General features: G+C 38.5%; 15 protein-coding genes and 3 pseudogenes. All 18 read left to right on the top strand.

Annotated features, from left to right (window positions below; all coding sequences use genetic code 11):
- Window positions 1-137 precede the first annotated feature (137 nt).
- Window positions 138-1478: an exodeoxyribonuclease VII large subunit gene (gene xseA / locus HMPREF2805_RS04665; protein ID WP_075231593.1), complete on the top strand. Its 1341-nt coding sequence runs from the start codon at window positions 138-140 to the stop codon at window positions 1476-1478.
- On the top strand, window positions 1456-1668 hold the full coding sequence (locus HMPREF2805_RS04660) for an exodeoxyribonuclease VII small subunit (protein ID WP_075230269.1): 213 nt from the start codon (window positions 1456-1458) through the stop codon (window positions 1666-1668). The genes xseA and HMPREF2805_RS04660 overlap by 23 nt, the downstream gene beginning before the upstream one ends.
- The gene (locus HMPREF2805_RS04655; protein WP_075231592.1) at window positions 1665-2540 is read left to right on the top strand and encodes a polyprenyl synthetase family protein; all 876 of its coding nucleotides are present in this window, start codon (window positions 1665-1667) and stop codon (window positions 2538-2540) included. Before HMPREF2805_RS04660 ends, HMPREF2805_RS04655 begins: the two co-directional genes overlap by 4 nt.
- Entirely contained in the window at window positions 2533-3348 is an 816-nt protein-coding gene (locus tag HMPREF2805_RS04650) for a TlyA family RNA methyltransferase (RefSeq protein WP_075231591.1), read from the top strand. The genes HMPREF2805_RS04655 and HMPREF2805_RS04650 overlap by 8 nt, the downstream gene beginning before the upstream one ends.
- A complete protein-coding gene (locus HMPREF2805_RS04645) occupies window positions 3341-3772 on the top strand; it encodes an arginine repressor (RefSeq protein ID WP_075231590.1) in 432 nt (143 codons plus the stop codon). The genes HMPREF2805_RS04650 and HMPREF2805_RS04645 overlap by 8 nt, the downstream gene beginning before the upstream one ends.
- Window positions 3773-3778: 6 nt before the next feature.
- Window positions 3779-5446: a DNA repair protein RecN gene (gene recN, locus HMPREF2805_RS04640; RefSeq protein ID WP_075231589.1), complete on the top strand. Its 1668-nt coding sequence runs from the start codon at window positions 3779-3781 to the stop codon at window positions 5444-5446.
- Complete coding sequence (locus tag HMPREF2805_RS04635; RefSeq protein WP_075231588.1) at window positions 5447-6175, top strand: metallophosphoesterase family protein; 729 nt, start codon at window positions 5447-5449, stop codon at window positions 6173-6175.
- 78 nt (window positions 6176-6253) lie between these two features.
- Window positions 6254-8077 (top strand): translation elongation factor 4, encoded by a 1824-nt coding sequence (gene lepA, locus HMPREF2805_RS04630; RefSeq protein WP_075231587.1) that lies wholly within the window; start codon window positions 6254-6256, stop codon window positions 8075-8077.
- A 299-nt stretch (window positions 8078-8376) separates the two neighbouring features.
- Window positions 8377-8478, top strand: a pseudogene (locus HMPREF2805_RS10640) (transposase); the annotation flags it as partial.
- 740 nt (window positions 8479-9218) lie between these two features.
- Window positions 9219-9713 (top strand): annotated as a pseudogene (locus tag HMPREF2805_RS04620) (hypothetical protein); the annotation flags it as partial.
- Between the two features lie 147 nt (window positions 9714-9860).
- The gene (locus HMPREF2805_RS04615; protein WP_000521965.1) at window positions 9861-10337 is read left to right on the top strand and encodes a PTS sugar transporter subunit IIA; all 477 of its coding nucleotides are present in this window, start codon (window positions 9861-9863) and stop codon (window positions 10335-10337) included.
- Between the two features lie 39 nt (window positions 10338-10376).
- Window positions 10377-10682: a PTS sugar transporter subunit IIB gene (locus HMPREF2805_RS04610; protein WP_000590576.1), complete on the top strand. Its 306-nt coding sequence runs from the start codon at window positions 10377-10379 to the stop codon at window positions 10680-10682.
- Between the two features lie 44 nt (window positions 10683-10726).
- The gene (locus HMPREF2805_RS04605; protein WP_045763399.1) at window positions 10727-12202 is read left to right on the top strand and encodes a PTS galactitol transporter subunit IIC; all 1476 of its coding nucleotides are present in this window, start codon (window positions 10727-10729) and stop codon (window positions 12200-12202) included.
- 102 nt (window positions 12203-12304) lie between these two features.
- Window positions 12305-13198 carry an aldose 1-epimerase family protein gene (locus HMPREF2805_RS04600; protein WP_075231585.1) on the top strand — a complete coding sequence of 298 codons (894 nt, stop codon included), beginning with the start codon at window positions 12305-12307 and terminating at the stop codon, window positions 13196-13198.
- 257 nt (window positions 13199-13455) lie between these two features.
- Window positions 13456-13881: a galactose-6-phosphate isomerase subunit LacA gene (gene lacA / locus HMPREF2805_RS04595; protein WP_075231584.1), complete on the top strand. Its 426-nt coding sequence runs from the start codon at window positions 13456-13458 to the stop codon at window positions 13879-13881.
- Between the two features lie 30 nt (window positions 13882-13911).
- Window positions 13912-14427 (top strand): galactose-6-phosphate isomerase subunit LacB, encoded by a 516-nt coding sequence (gene lacB / locus HMPREF2805_RS04590; RefSeq protein ID WP_001216925.1) that lies wholly within the window; start codon window positions 13912-13914, stop codon window positions 14425-14427.
- A gap of 10 nt (window positions 14428-14437) precedes the next feature.
- On the top strand, window positions 14438-15367 hold the full coding sequence (locus HMPREF2805_RS04585) for a tagatose-6-phosphate kinase (protein WP_075227660.1): 930 nt from the start codon (window positions 14438-14440) through the stop codon (window positions 15365-15367).
- A gap of 1 nt (window position 15368) precedes the next feature.
- A pseudogene (locus HMPREF2805_RS11670) lies at window positions 15369-15457 on the top strand (tagatose-bisphosphate aldolase); the annotation flags it as partial.

Genomic DNA, 15457 nt, shown 5'->3' with positions numbered 1-15457 from the left:
GGGGCAAAACTTTTAAGAAATTATTTAACACATAAATTCTCTGTATTTTCACTAATCTAGGTTGAAAATAAAGATTTTTAAGCATATTTTTGGTATAATAATACCCAGGAAAAACTAGAGAAAAGAAGGAGGTAGAGATGGAAAAGTATTTATCGGTTACAACTTTGACCAAGTATTTAAAAATGAAATTCGATAAAGACCCCTATTTGGAACGGGTCTATTTAACTGGTCAAGTCTCTAACTTCCGTAAGCGTCCAACCCATCAGTATTTTTCTCTTAAAGATGACCGAGCGGTTATTCAGGCAACCATTTGGTCAGGTATTTATCAGAAACTAGGTTTTGATTTGGAAGAAGGGATGAAGATCAATGTGGTTGGTCGTGTTCAAGTCTATGAGCCAAGTGGAAGTTATTCGATCATCATTGAAAAAGCTGAACCAGATGGTGTCGGTGCCTTAGCTATCCAATTTGAACAACTTAAGAAGAAACTGGCAGAAGAAGGTTTGTTTCAAGAGCGATTTAAACAATCTTTACCACAATTTTCAAAAAAAATAGGTGTGGTGACCAGTCGAAGTGGTGCTGTGATTCAAGATATCATTACTACAGTCAGTAGACGCTTCCCTGGTGTGGAAATTGTCTTATATCCTACAAAAGTTCAAGGTGAGGGTGCTGCAGAGAAAATTGCTCGTAATATAATTCGAGCCAATGAACGTGAGGATTTAGATGTTCTGATTATTGGTCGTGGGGGAGGTTCCATTGAAGATCTTTGGGCCTTTAACGAAGAAATTGTAGTTCGATCAATTTTTGAATCTCGTTTACCGATTATTTCGAGTGTAGGTCATGAAACAGATGTCACCTTGGCTGATTTTGTTGCTGATAAGAGAGCGGCAACGCCGACAGCTGCTGCTGAACTCGCTACACCAGTAACTAAGTTAGATCTTTTGACCTATCTTCAGAATCAAGAAAAACGCATGACTACAGCGGTTAAGCATACCTTGTCAAAGAAACAAGAAGCTTTGAGAATCCTAAGTCAATCGGTCATCTTCAGACAACCAGAGCGTTTATATGACGGTTATCTACAACGCTTGGATCAGTTACAGCTGCGACTGAAGCAAGGATTGAATGCTGAATTGGTTCGTAATCAACAAAAGGTGCAAGAACAAGTCCACCGTTTGGAACAATTATCACCAATTATTAAAATCCAGCGTTATCAGGATCGTATTTTCCAACTGCAAAAACTAATGCGTAGCCAGATGGCTGTGACCTATGATGCAAAAGTAGCAGAAGTAAAACGTCTATCAGAAGCTCTCCTTATGCTAGATACTAGTCGAATTGTAGCCAGAGGTTATGCAATTGTCAAAAAAGGAGAAGTTGTAGTGGCTTCTGCGAAAGATTTGAAAGAAAATGACCAAGTATCACTGTTGATGCGGGACGGTCAAGTAGAATTAGAGGTAAGAGATGTCAAAACAAAAGAAATTTGAGGAAAATCTAGCAGAGCTTGAGACTATTGTTCAAAGCTTAGAAAATGGTGAAATTGCTTTGGAAGATGCTATTTCTGCTTTTCAAAAAGGAATGCTCTTATCCAAAGAATTGCAGGCAACACTTGATAAGGCTGAAAAGACCTTGGTTAAAGTCATGCAAGAAGATGGAACAGAAAGTGAACTTCTATGAACAAGCAGGAAAAATTAGCTTTGGTCGAGTCAGCTCTTGAAGACTTTTATGGAGACCAACAATTTGCATCAAATTTAAGAGATGCCGTTCTTTATTCCATACATGCAGGTGGTAAACGGATTCGTCCTTATTTACTTTTAGAAGTTTTGGAGTCCCTTCAACTTTCCATTACACATGGGCATGCACAAGTTGCAGCGGCGCTTGAAATGATTCATACAGGAAGCTTGATTCATGATGATCTTCCAGCAATGGATGATGATGATTACCGTCGAGGTCGTTTAACCAATCATAAGAAATTTGGTGAAGCCCTAGCTATTTTAGCAGGCGATGCCCTCTTTTTGGATCCCTATGCTTTAATTGCTCAAGCTGATTTGCCGAGTCAAACAAAGGTTGATTTAATAGCTAATTTATCACTTGCTTCTGGTAGTATGGGAATGGTAGCTGGTCAAGTATTGGATATGGAAGGTGAAGGTCAGCAGTTGAGCCTAGAAGCCCTTCAAACAATCCATGCTAATAAAACGGGTAAGCTCTTAGCATTCCCTTTTCAAGCAGCTGGAATCATTGCTGAATTAGATAAAAATCTTCAAAATCAACTTAAAACTGTTGGAGAACTGATTGGACTTGCTTTTCAAGTGAGAGATGATGTCCTTGATGTAACAGCAAGTTTTGAGGAAATCGGTAAGACACCCCAGAAAGATTTGCAAGCCGAAAAGTCAACCTACCCTGCTTTGTTGGGATTAGATCAGGCGATAGCGTTTTGCAATCAAACTTTGGATCAAGCTAATGCGAAACTTGAAGAGATTAGCCGAGTTGTGAGCTTTGATAAGGAACCAATTGTGAAAATAGTAGAAAGTTTGAGAATCAATGGCTAAGGAAAGAGTAGATGTATTAGCTTACAAACAAGGTTTATTTGAAACGAGAGAACAAGCCAAACGAGGTGTTATGGCTGGTTTGGTAGTCGCTGTTATAAATGGCGAACGATTTGATAAACCAGGAGAAAAAATTCCTGATGATACAGAGTTGAAACTCAAGGGCGAGAAACTTAAGTATGTTAGTCGTGGTGGCTTGAAACTTGAGAAGGCGCTAGATATTTTTGATCTATCAGTTGAGGGACAAACGACCATTGATATCGGAGCTTCAACTGGAGGTTTTACGGACGTCATGTTGCAAAATGGTGCTAAACAAGTTTTTGCAGTTGATGTTGGTACTAACCAACTGGCATGGAAATTACGCCAAGACCCTCGTGTTGTCAGTATGGAGCAGTTTAATTTCCGTTATGCTGAAAAGAGCGACTTTAATCAGGAACCAAGTTTCGCAAGTATCGATGTCAGTTTTATTTCCTTAGGCCTTATTTTGCCAGCCTTACACCGTGTTTTAGCCGATCAAGGTCAGGTTGTGGCTCTAGTTAAGCCTCAATTTGAGGCTGGTCGAGAACAGATTGGTAAAAATGGAATTATCAGAGATGCCAAGGTTCACCAAAATGTTTTAGAATCAGTTACTAAAATGGCAGTTGATGAAGGATTTTCAGTCTTAGGATTGGACTATTCTCCTATTCAAGGTGGTCATGGGAATATCGAGTTTTTAGCCTATTTGCGAAAAGAAGATCACGCAATCAATCAGGTTACTTCTGAAATAGAAAAAATAGTGGAGAAAGCACATAGAGAATTTAAAGATGAATAAAAAAGAGCGACTTGAGAAGATTAGAAGATTTGTTACAGATTATCAAATCGGCACACAGGAAGAAATCGTTGAACACTTGAGAGAAGCTGGTATCTCTGCTACTCAAGCAACAGTCTCCCGAGATATTAAAGAATTAGGTATTGTAAAAATTCCATTGAAAGACAATACTTACATTTATGAATTACCAAAATCAATCGTTAGAAGCTTGCAATTGGCAGAAAACAATATTATTCATGCTGAACGCATGGGGAATATGATCAATTTGCAAGTCATTCCAGGAAATACTGTTTTCGTTAAGAGTCAGTTGATGGCTGTTTTTTCTGACCAAATTTTTAGCTGTATTGCTGATGATAATTCCATCTTGATGGTATTGAGAAGTGAAGAAACAGCCAAGGATATTTTTGAGCAAGTTAAAAATTGGTAGGATTATATGTTACTGGAAATTTCGATTAAAAATTTTGCTATCATCGAATCAATTTCTCTGAATTTTGAACAAGGGATGACAGTTTTAACTGGTGAAACAGGTGCGGGTAAATCAATCATTATTGATGCTATGAATATGATGTTAGGAGCTCGAGCTACAACAGAGGTTATTCGTCATGGGGCTCCCAAAGCAGAAATTGAAGGTCTTTTTTCAATTGAAAGTAATCGCGCGCTAGAAGAAATTTTTGATGAACAAGGATTAGAATTGAGTGATGAAATCATTATTCGTCGTGAAATTTTACAAAACGGCCGAAGCATCAGTCGTGTCAATGGACAGATGGTTAATCTCTCAGTATTAAGGACAATTGGTCAACAGCTAGTTGATATCCATGGTCAACATGACCAAGAAGAATTAATGCGTCCTCATCGACACATCCAGATGTTGGATGAGTTTGGGGATACTTCTTTCTTTGAATTAAAAGAAGCATATCAGGCGAGCTTTGACAACTATCGTCGTATGCGAAAGCAAGTGCTTGACATCAAAAAAAATCAGCAAGAACACAAGGCGCGAATTGAGATGTTGGAATTTCAGATGGCTGAGATTGAAGCAGCTAATTTGAAAGCTGGTGAAGATGTTACTCTCAATCAAGAAAGAGACAAACTACTGAACCATAAACATATTGCCGATACTTTAACAAATGCTTATAGTATGCTTGATAATGAAGAATTTTCAAGCCTTGCAAATGTTCGTTCGGCTATGAATGATATGGAAAGTCTTGAAGAGTTTGATCCAGAGTATCGTGAGATTTCAAGCTCCCTTTCTGAATCCTATTATGTTCTAGAAGATATCACCAAGCGCTTGGAATCCATTATTGATGATTTAGATTTTGATGGTAATCGTTTGATGCAGGTTGAAAGCCGACTAGATTTAATTCACACCATTACCCGTAAGTATGGTAGTAGTGTAGATGATGTCCTTGAATACTTTGCCAAGATTACAGACGAATACAATCTTCTAACAGGAAATAATCTATCTTCTGAAGATATGGAAATCGAACTCAAGAAACTTGAAAAAAATCTTGTGGACCTAGCAGGTCAAGTTGCTCAGGCTCGCCATAAAATAGCGCAGGACTTAGAAGCTGAAATCAAGCAAGAATTGCAAGACCTTTACATGGAGAAAGCACAATTTCAAGTTCGTTTTAGTCAAGGAAAATTCAGTCGTGAAGGTAATGAAAGTGTTGAATTTTACATTTCAACCAATCCTGGAGAAAATTTTAAACCTTTAGTAAAAGTAGCTTCTGGTGGAGAGTTGTCTCGTCTCATGTTAGCTATCAAGTCCGCTTTTTCTCGTAAGGAAGGCAAGACCAGTATCGTCTTTGATGAGGTGGATACGGGAGTTTCAGGTCGTGTAGCTCAAGCCATCGCACAAAAAATTCACAAAATTGGACAGCACGGTCAAGTATTAGCTATTTCTCACCTTCCTCAAGTTATTGCTATCGCAGATTATCAGTTCTTCATCGAAAAGATTAGCAATGAGCATTCAACCGTTTCAACTGTTCGCTTGTTAACAGTTGAAGAAAGGATTGAAGAAGTCGCTAAGATGTTGGCTGGAGAGAATGTGACAGAAGCAGCATTGACTCAAGCGAGAGAATTATTACAAAGTAAGGAGAAATAAATGACAGACTATTATGTAATTGGTGATGTCCACGGAAAAGCTGGAATGTTAGAAGACTTACTTAAAACATGGGATGGCAAGACTCAATTACTCTTTCTTGGAGATTTGATTGATAGAGGAGAAGATAGCCTCCGTGTTCTTGAAATGGTCAAGGATTTGGTAGAAAAGCAAGGAGCTATCTGCTTATCAGGAAATCACGAGTACATGTTTTTGACTTGGCTGGATAATCCTGAAGAAAGCTATGACCACTATCGTCGTAATGGTGGGGATACAACCATTAATTCCATTTTAGGGCGTCCTCTAGATGCACCAGTAGATGGAGTAGCAGATGCTAAGCGTGTCGAGACTGAAGCAGCAAACTTAGTCGAATTTATTCGTCAAATGCCTTTTGTGGTAGAGACAGACAAGTATATCTTTGTACATGCTGGTATTGATTTGACTTTGGATGATTGGCATGAAACGACAGATTACAAGAAAGTTTGGCTTAGAAAACCATTCCACGAAGCCGAAAATCATACTGGAAAAACCATTGTCTTTGGTCATACACCAGTCTATGGTTTGTTGGATCAAAAACCTGGCACATCTGAACTCTGGATAACAGAAGACGGTAAGATTGGAATGGATGGAGGGGCTGTCTACGGCGGTGTTCTTCACGGGATTGTCTTTACCGACCAAGGTATGACAGAACATTACTTCATTGAAAATGACGGCTTTGTTGCTGAAGATTAGTACTCCTAACAGGGTATGGTCTTGTCAAAATGTTAAAAACAATTTATAATTAATAGATACCCTGAAAGGAAGAGAATGATGAACTTAGAAGAATTGAAAAAACGACAGGAGAAGATTCGTAACTTCTCTATTATCGCCCATATTGACCACGGGAAGTCGACTCTAGCAGACCGCATTTTGGAAAAAACAGAGACGGTTTCAAGTCGTGAAATGCAAGCTCAACTTTTGGACAGCATGGATCTAGAGCGAGAACGTGGAATTACGATCAAACTCAATGCTATCGAGCTGAATTATACTGCTAAAGATGGTGATACCTATATTTTCCACTTGATTGACACACCAGGACACGTTGACTTTACCTATGAAGTTTCACGTTCGCTAGCTGCCTGTGAGGGTGCTATTTTGGTGGTTGATGCTGCTCAAGGGATTGAGGCTCAAACCCTTGCCAATGTTTATCTAGCCTTGGACAATGATTTGGAAATCATGCCAGTCATTAACAAAATTGACCTGCCTGCTGCGGATCCAGAGCGCGTGCGTACAGAGATTGAGGATGTCATTGGCTTGGATGCCAGTGAAGCAGTATTGGCTTCAGCCAAGGCTGGTATTGGTATCGAAGAAATTCTCGAGCAAATCGTGGAAAAAGTGCCAGCACCAACGGGTGATGTGACGGCGCCACTTAAGGCCTTGATTTTCGACTCAGTTTACGATGCTTACCGTGGGGTTATCCTCCAAGTACGTGTCATGGATGGAGTGGTTAAACCTGGCGATAAGATTCAGCTCATGAGCAATGGTAAGACCTTTGATGTGACCGAAGTCGGTATTTTTACACCAAAAGCAGTTGGTCGTGATTTCCTTGCGACTGGTGACGTTGGATATATCGCTGCATCTATCAAGACAGTTCAGGACACTCGTGTGGGTGATACCGTTACCTTGGCAACTAATCCTGCGGCTGAGCCCTTACATGGTTACAAGCAGATGAATCCTATGGTTTTTGCGGGTCTCTACCCAATTGAGTCAAACAAGTATAATGACCTACGTGAAGCCCTTGAAAAATTGCAGTTGAACGATGCTAGTCTTCAGTTTGAACCTGAAACATCGCAAGCTCTTGGATTCGGTTTCCGTTGTGGCTTCCTCGGCCTTCTTCATATGGATGTTATTCAGGAACGTTTGGAACGTGAGTTCAACATTGACTTGATCATGACTGCACCATCCGTTATATACAAGGTCAATCAGACTGATGGTGAGTCTATGGATGTGTCAAATCCATCAGAATTCCCAGACCCAACTAAGATTGCGACCATTGAAGAACCTTATGTCAAGGCTCAGATTATGGTACCACAGGAGTTTGTCGGAGCAGTAATGGAATTAGCTCAACGCAAGCGTGGGGACTTTGTGACTATGGACTATATTGATGACAATCGTGTCAATGTTATCTATCAAATTCCACTGGCTGAAATCGTCTTCGACTTCTTTGATAAGCTTAAGTCTTCGACACGTGGTTACGCTAGCTTTGACTACGAATTGTCAGAGTATCGTCCATCTAAGCTGGTCAAAATGGACATCCTTCTCAATGGAGACAAGGTGGATGCCCTCAGCTTCATCGTTCACAAGGACTTTGCTTATGAACGCGGAAAACTCATCGTTGATAAGCTCAAGAAAATCATTCCTCGTCAACAGTTTGAAGTTCCAATCCAAGCAGCAATTGGACATAAGATTGTGGCTCGTACAGATATCAAGGCCCTTCGTAAGAACGTTCTTGCCAAGTGTTATGGTGGTGACGTTTCACGTAAACGTAAACTTCTCGAAAAACAAAAAGCTGGTAAGAAACGCATGAAAGCCATCGGTTCTGTAGAAGTGCCTCAGGAAGCCTTCCTCAGCGTCTTGAGTATGGATGAAGAATAGTTGAGATCTCAAGAAAAAATAAGATAAATATAAAATAATGATTTTTTAAGTGGCTGGGTAAAAAGTCAATTTTCTCCGAAAATGAAAAAAATATAACGCATAGTATCAAGGTTTTCAACACCTGATATTATGCGTTTTTCTGATTTTAAAGATTTTTTGCCCAGCCTCTTTTCTTAATGTTTGACAAACGCGCCAACCTCAAGTATAGCAGATTGAACTTAGAATAGTATACTACAGATTCTAAAACATTTTTAGAAATTGATTTGACTTTCTTAATCTCTTTGTTCATATCTTATTTCAATCAACTATACAAGTTTGGGAATCGACATTTCTGGGCGGAAGGTTATTATGTGAGTACAGTAGAGCTTAATGAAGCCACAATTAAGAAATATATTCAAGAGTGAATAAATTATCCAGTGGATGATTTCTAAACGAGTATGAAAATTTGAAAATAAGTAAAGCATGATCTATCACTAGATAAATTGAGTATAAAATAATATGAGGATCCCTTTAGGGATAGTGGTAAGACTCTTTAAGAGGCAAGTGACGAGTCAAGAGCAATGAGGCTTGAACAAGGTGAAAGCCAGCGTCTTTAGGCGCTGGCTGGTAATTTGGGCTTATAGCGTTCTGGTGCAAACCAGCCGTTAGATGGGTGGTTATGTTTTTTTGATTTTTTTAAACTTTTATTATATAATAAAACCAAATAAAAAGAAAGCGGTAACAATATGCTTAATGTGAAAATTTTTTATATATTTTTATGTTTGATCGTTGTCGAAACTACAGGCTTGTTGTTGTTGAAAAACGGTCTTGAAAGAGGTTATTTAGATACAGGATCTATCATCCTTGCAGTTTTTTCATTTGCTTTCTACAACCTATGTTCATTCGGTTGGGTCTACTTTACAATAAAAAACAATAAAAAATAAATAGACGTATTTTTAGTCAGAACCTCTCAAAAAACGCATTTTCTTGCACCTGCTCCGTAAATGTGTTATACGGATTCTGCGAAAAAGTGATAGTTTTCTAAGCCATGAGCAATGAAAAAGCACCAGCAGTGCGAATGCTGAGGCTTTTTTTCGTGGTTGCAAATCACGTCCGGCCCAGTGGCACTTAATCATCGCCTTTCTTATCTAGCCAGACATAAGAAACTCAAATAGTAGGCTCAGATGGTTATGGATATGTGAAAATTCCTAAATCATGGGTTCATTTCAAAGAAATTGAAGGTGGAGATGACATTCAGTACTGTGATGGAACGGATGTCAACATTGTAACTCTCAATACTTTTAAACCAGAACAGTTTGGTATTAGTGAAAGCGAATATGCAGCGCTAGAAACTGTTCAAATTTCAACGAGCATTTATGAATCTAAACAGAAAAGTCAAGACTTTTCCAAGGTATGGGGGTCAAAATCAACTATCGGTGGCTATGAGGCCTACGTAGTAAACTGTATTGCTAAAAATGGTAAATATTTAATTATCTGGGTATTTAAATCCGATGATGGTAAGTTTAGATATGTTTCTCTTGAAGGTGTTCTAGAGGTATTAAAAAATCTCCTTCCAATGGTGGAAGAAAGTTGGACCAATAAAAAAGTTAAAATCGTGAAAACAGGAGTCATTCCTGTTTTTTGTTTTACTTATTAAGAAATTTATAAAAAATATGTTTGAAATTAGCAAATGTTTAAAACGTAAACAATAAAAATCGAACAAAATACAACAAAAAAACATTGACAACGGTTTCATATAATGTTATACTTGTACCATAAAAGTTAAATATGAAGGGAGAAGGTCATGGGATTAGATCATTTCTTTGACAAAGACTTAGTCTTTTGCTTAGAAGCAGATAATCAAGAGCAACTTTTCGATCAAGTTGCAACCCTATTGGAAGAAAAGAAAGTTGTTACAGAGACCTATCGTTCGGCCTTGATTGAACGTGAAAAATCGTTCCCAACTGGTTTGGATATGGAGTTTTTAGGGAAGGATTTGCCTAACGTAGCTATTCCTCATACTGATACAATTCATAATCTAACTGAAAATGTTGTCGTGGTTCGTCTGGAAAAACCAGTAACGTTCCACAATATGATTGCCCCTGATAAGGAAGTAGAAGTCTCATTACTCTTCTTTATCATCAACAATTCAAGTTCAAGTCAAACAAATATTCTTGCACAGTTGATGGACTTCTTTACAGGCAATGGTCATCTTGAAGCGCTGTCTAAGATTACGGAACCTGAAGCTTTGTTCCAATATATCTCAGAAGCGACTGCTTAATTTGTTAATAATTTTTATATAAAAACGGAGGAAATCCAAATGATTAAAATTCTTGCTGCTTGTGGTGCAGGTGTTAACTCAAGCCACCAAATTAAAAGTGCTCTTGAAGAAGAACTTTCTAACCGTGGGTACGATGTTCAATGTGATGCTGTTATGGTAAAAGATGTCAATGAAGACTTGATTAAAGGTTATGATATCTTCACACCAATCGCTGCTACTGATTTAGGTTTTGAACCAGGTATCCCAGTTGTTGAAGCAGGACCAATCTTGTTCCGTATTCCAGCTATGAGCGCTCCAGTTTATGACAATATTGAAGCAGCTATCAAAGAACATGGTCTAAGCTAATTATTAATTTGTAAATATTCCATAAAAATAAAGGGAGGAAAATTATGGATATCATTATCGAACTAGCCAATAAGCTGTTCAAACCTATCTTGGAAATGGGTGGACCGATCATCATGCTGATCATTTTGACATTATTGGCTCTACTTTTTGGAGTGAAATTCTCCAAAGCGCTTGAAGGTGGTATCAAACTTGCCATCGCTCTTACTGGTATCGGTGCTATCATCGGTATGTTAAATGGTGCTTTCTCAGCGTCTCTTGCAAAATTCGTTGAAAACACTGGTATTCAATTGAATATTACCGACGTTGGTTGGGCACCACTTGCTACAATCACTTGGGGTTCAGCTTGGACACTTTACTTCTTGCTTGTGATGTTGATCGTCAACATTGTAATGCTTGCAATGAAGAAAACTGATACACTTGACGTCGATATCTTTGATATCTGGCACTTGTCTATCACAGGTCTTTTGATCAAATGGTACGCTGACAACAATGGAGTTAGCCAAGGAGTTTCACTCTTCATCGCGACTGCAGCAGTTGTTCTTGTTGGGGTTCTTAAAATCATCAACTCTGACTTGATGAAACCAACATTTGATGACCTTCTTAACGCACCAAGTTCATCACCAATGACTTCAACTCACATGAACTACATGATGAACCCAGTTATCATGGTTTTGGATAAGATTTTTGATAAACTCTTCCCAGGTCTTGATAAATACGACTTTGACGCTGCTAAATTGAATAAACGAATCGGTTTCTGGGGATCTAAATTCTTCATCGGTTTCATCCTTGGTATCGTTATCGGTTTGATGGGAACTCCACATCCAGTTCCTGGTGTTGAAGGTGCTGATAAATGGGAACTTGTTATTAAAGGTTGGTTGTCACTTGGTTTGACTGCCGGTGTCTGCTTGGAGCTCTTCTCATTGATCGGTTCATGGTTTATCGCAGCCGTAGAACCACTTTCACAAGGTATTACAAACGTTGCTACTAAACGTCTTCAAGGACGTAAATTCAACATCGGTCTTGACTGGCCATTTATCGCTGGTCGTGCTGAAATCTGGGCTTGTGCCAACGTACTTGCCCCAATCATGTTGGTTGAAGCAGTGCTTCTTTCAAATGTCGGAAATGGTATCTTGCCACTAGCTGGTATCATCGCAATGGGTGTAACTCCAGCTCTCTTGGTAGTTACTCGTGGTAAATTGCTCCGTATGATTATCTTCGGAACCCTCTTGTTGCCACTCTTCCTTCTTTCAGGTACACTTATCGCACCATTCGCTACTGAACTTGCTAAAGGTGTAGGTGCCTTCCCAGAAGGTGTAAGCCAAACTCAATTGATTACTCACTCAACTCTTGAAGGACCAATCGAAAAACTATTTGGTTGGGCAATTGGTAACGCTACAACTGGTGATATCAAAGCAATCCTTGGCGCATTAGTATTCCTAGTATTCTACGTTGGTATCTTTGCATGGTACAGAAAACAAATGATCAAACGTAATGAAGAATACGCAGCAAACGCAAAATAATTCGCTCCTAAAAATGTAAATTGTAAAAACTAGGTTGTCAGTTTCCAAATCTGGAGTCGACAGCCTAGTTTTTTAGGCCTTAAATAAATGGAGGTAATTCTAATGATTGAATTAAAAACAGAACAGCTAAGTGTACAGTTTCAAACTTTTGGTGGTGCACTTTCTTCAATAAAAGACAAAGATGGAATGGAGTATTTGTGGCAGGGAGATCCAACTTACTGGAGTGGACAAGCACCTGTTTTATTTCCAATTTGTGGATCCGTTAGAAATGATACTGTCTTATATGATCAAGCAGATGGTAGTCAAGTAACAGGTAAAATTCCACGTCATGGATTGGTTCGAAAAAAAGAATTTGAATTAGTGGAACAAACAGAGAACTCTGTCACCTTTGCTATCGAAGATGACCAAGAAATGTATGAGAATTATCCCTATCATTTTCGTCTAGAAATAACTTATACTGTTACTGGAAAGACTATTCGAACACAGTATCAAGTTACCAATAAGGAAACAGATAAGAAAATGCCTTACTTTATTGGTGGACATCCTGGATTTAACTGTCCTTTATTTGATGATGAGACTTATGAAGACTACTATCTTGAATTTGAAAAGCCAGAAACTTGTACAGTTCCTAAGCCATTCCCAGAAACAGGAATGTTAGATTTTCAAGATAGAAGTAGCTGGTTAACAAATCAAAAGGAACTGGATCTAAACTATGATTTCTTTAGCTATGATGCTGTGACATTAGATGAATTAGCCTCTCGCTCTGTTTCCTTACGGTCACGTAAGCATGATAAGGGGTTGAAACTAGATTTTAAAGAGTTTCCAAACCTTATCGTTTGGTCAACACTCAATAAAGGTCCTTTCCTTGCTTTGGAACCTTGGTCAGGTTTGTCAACATCACTTGAAGAGGGCGATCATCTAGAATATAAGAAAAATGTTCGAATCTTAAATCCAGGTCAAAGTGATCAAATTGGTTTTGATATAGAAATTTTCTAAAAAATAAACAAAAACAAACATAAACTGTTGACTTTTTTAAACAATAGTAGTATATTATGTTTATAAAGAACAATTTGTGTTTGTTTTAACAAGTTATTCTTCCAATTTCTCCAAGGAGAAGTTACAAAGAGTGATTAGATAAATCATTCTTAAACTAAAATAGTCAACAAAAACTACCAGTAACTACTTGGTAATGGTCATTTTCTTTCCAGAACCCAAAAATTTTTACTGGTCTATATAAAAAAGGAGTATACAATATGTCTATTGTTATTGGTGCAGATGCTGCAGGTTTGAGATTGAAAGAAGTTGTGAAAGACTTCCTAGAAAAAGAAAACTTCCATGTTGTGGATGTTACAGCTGAAGGTCAAGACTTTGTCGACGTAACCCTTGCAGTCGCTGCTGAAGTTACAAAAGAAGAACAAAACTTGGGTATCGTGATTGATGCTTATGGTGCTGGTCCATTTATGGTCGCAACAAAAATTAAAGGAATGGTTGCTGCAGAGGTCTCTGACGAACGTTCAGCTTATATGACTCGTGGTCACAACAACTCACGTATGATTACGATGGGTGCTCAACTCGTTGGTGACGAATTGGCTAAGAACATCGCTAAAGGCTTTGTAAATGGTAAGTATGACGGCGGTCGTCACCAGATTCGTGTCGACATGTTGAACAAAATGTGCTAATTTTTATAACGAAAGAAAGGTAAGATAAAAATGAGAATTGCAATTGGATGTGACCACATCGTAACAAATGAAAAAATGGCGGTTTCAGAATTTTTGAAATCAAAAGGACATGAAGTCATCGACTTTGGTACTTATGACCACGCTCGTACTCACTACCCAATCTTTGGTAAAAAAGTTGGTGAAGCAGTAGTTAGTGGCCAAGCTGATCTTGGTGTATGTATCTGTGGTACTGGTGTAGGTATCAATAACGCTGTTAACAAAGTTCCAGGTGTTCGTTCTGCTTTGGTTCGTGATATGACAACAGCTCTTTACGCTAAGGAACAATTGAATGCCAACGTTATCGGATTTGGTGGTAAAATCACTGGTGAATTGCTTATGTGCGATATCATTGAAGCTTTCATCAACGCTGAATACAAACCATCTGAAGAAAATAAAAAATTGATCGCTAAAATCCAACACGTTGAAACTCATAACGATCATCAAACAGATGCCAACTTCTTTACAGAATTCCTTGAAAAATGGGATCGCGGTGAATACCACGACTAAGAGGTGACTCATGATTTTAACAGTCACAATGAACCCATCCATCGATATTTCCTATCCTTTGGATGAATTGAAAATTGACACTGTCAACCGTGTGGTGGATGTCACTAAAACGGCTGGTGGTAAAGGTCTTAACGTTACTCGTGTCCTATCAGAATTTGGTGACTCCGTAGTCGCAACAGGACTTGTTGGTGGTAAACTTGGTGATTTTCTAGTTGAAAATATTGATGATAAAGTAAGCAAACGTTTCTTCTCTATCCAAGGAGAAACCCGTAACTGTATCGCAATTCTACATGGAGAAAATCAAACAGAAATCCTAGAAAAAGGTCCTGAAGTTCAAGAACAAGAAGGTCAAGATTTCTTGGCTCATTTCAAGGAACTTTTAGAAACTGTAGAGGTAGTAGCCATTTCAGGTAGTCTACCAGCAGGACTTCCTGTTGACTATTATGCTAGTCTGGTTGAACTTGCTAACCAAGCTGGTAAACCTGTTGTCTTGGACTGTTCAGGAGCTGCACTTCAGGCGGTTCTTGAATCTCCACATAAACCAACGGTTATCAAACCAAATAATGAAGAATTGTCTCAACTTTTGGGTAGAGAAATTTCTAAAGACTTGGATGAATTAAAAGAGGTTCTTCAAGAGTCCCTATTTGAAGGAATTGAGTGGATTATTGTTTCCTTAGGTGCTAATGGTGCCTTTGCAAAACACGGGGACACTTTCTATAAAGTGGATATTCCAAAAATTCAAGTTGTAAATCCAGTTGGTTCTGGCGATTCTACTGTTGCAGGTATTGCTTCAGGTCTTTTCCATAAAGAATCTGATCAAGAATTACTGACCAAGGCGAATGTCCTTGGTATGCTAAATGCTCAAGAAAAAATGACCGGTCATGTCAATATGGCTAACTATCAAGGCCTATATGACCAACTAGTAGTGAAAGAGGTATAAAATGGTTTTAACAGAAAATAAACGTGCATGTTTGGAAAAACTCTCTGATGAGAATGGTATCATCTCAGCTCTTGCTTTTGACCAACGTGG

The sequence above is a fragment of the Streptococcus sp. HMSC034E03 genome, from assembly GCF_001811505.1.
In the GTDB taxonomy this organism is placed as follows: Bacteria; Bacillota; Bacilli; order Lactobacillales; family Streptococcaceae; genus Streptococcus.
The sequence above is the reverse complement of the archived record's forward strand: the minus strand, read 5'-3'. Positions and strand labels throughout refer to the sequence as shown.

Bases quoted from the DNA above. Each gene is read 5' to 3' on its own strand.
- HMPREF2805_RS04655 (WP_075231592.1), top strand. From the start codon at position 1,665: ATGAACAAGCAGGAAAAATTAGCTTTGGTCGAGTCAGCTCTTGAAGAC.
- HMPREF2805_RS04660 (WP_075230269.1), top strand. From the start codon at position 1,456: ATGTCAAAACAAAAGAAATTTGAGGAAAATCTAGCAGAGCTTGAGACT.
- HMPREF2805_RS04615 (WP_000521965.1), top strand. From the start codon at position 9,861: ATGGGATTAGATCATTTCTTTGACAAAGACTTAGTCTTTTGCTTAGAA.
- recN (WP_075231589.1), top strand. From the start codon at position 3,779: ATGTTACTGGAAATTTCGATTAAAAATTTTGCTATCATCGAATCAATT.
- lepA (WP_075231587.1), top strand. From the start codon at position 6,254: ATGAACTTAGAAGAATTGAAAAAACGACAGGAGAAGATTCGTAACTTC.
- HMPREF2805_RS04605 (WP_045763399.1), top strand. From the start codon at position 10,727: ATGGATATCATTATCGAACTAGCCAATAAGCTGTTCAAACCTATCTTG.
- HMPREF2805_RS04650 (WP_075231591.1), top strand. From the start codon at position 2,533: ATGGCTAAGGAAAGAGTAGATGTATTAGCTTACAAACAAGGTTTATTT.
- HMPREF2805_RS04600 (WP_075231585.1), top strand. From the start codon at position 12,305: ATGATTGAATTAAAAACAGAACAGCTAAGTGTACAGTTTCAAACTTTT.
- lacA (WP_075231584.1), top strand. From the start codon at position 13,456: ATGTCTATTGTTATTGGTGCAGATGCTGCAGGTTTGAGATTGAAAGAA.
- HMPREF2805_RS04585 (WP_075227660.1), top strand. From the start codon at position 14,438: ATGATTTTAACAGTCACAATGAACCCATCCATCGATATTTCCTATCCT.
- xseA (WP_075231593.1), top strand. From the start codon at position 138: ATGGAAAAGTATTTATCGGTTACAACTTTGACCAAGTATTTAAAAATG.
- lacB (WP_001216925.1), top strand. From the start codon at position 13,912: ATGAGAATTGCAATTGGATGTGACCACATCGTAACAAATGAAAAAATG.
- HMPREF2805_RS04645 (WP_075231590.1), top strand. From the start codon at position 3,341: ATGAATAAAAAAGAGCGACTTGAGAAGATTAGAAGATTTGTTACAGAT.
- HMPREF2805_RS04635 (WP_075231588.1), top strand. From the start codon at position 5,447: ATGACAGACTATTATGTAATTGGTGATGTCCACGGAAAAGCTGGAATG.
- HMPREF2805_RS04610 (WP_000590576.1), top strand. From the start codon at position 10,377: ATGATTAAAATTCTTGCTGCTTGTGGTGCAGGTGTTAACTCAAGCCAC.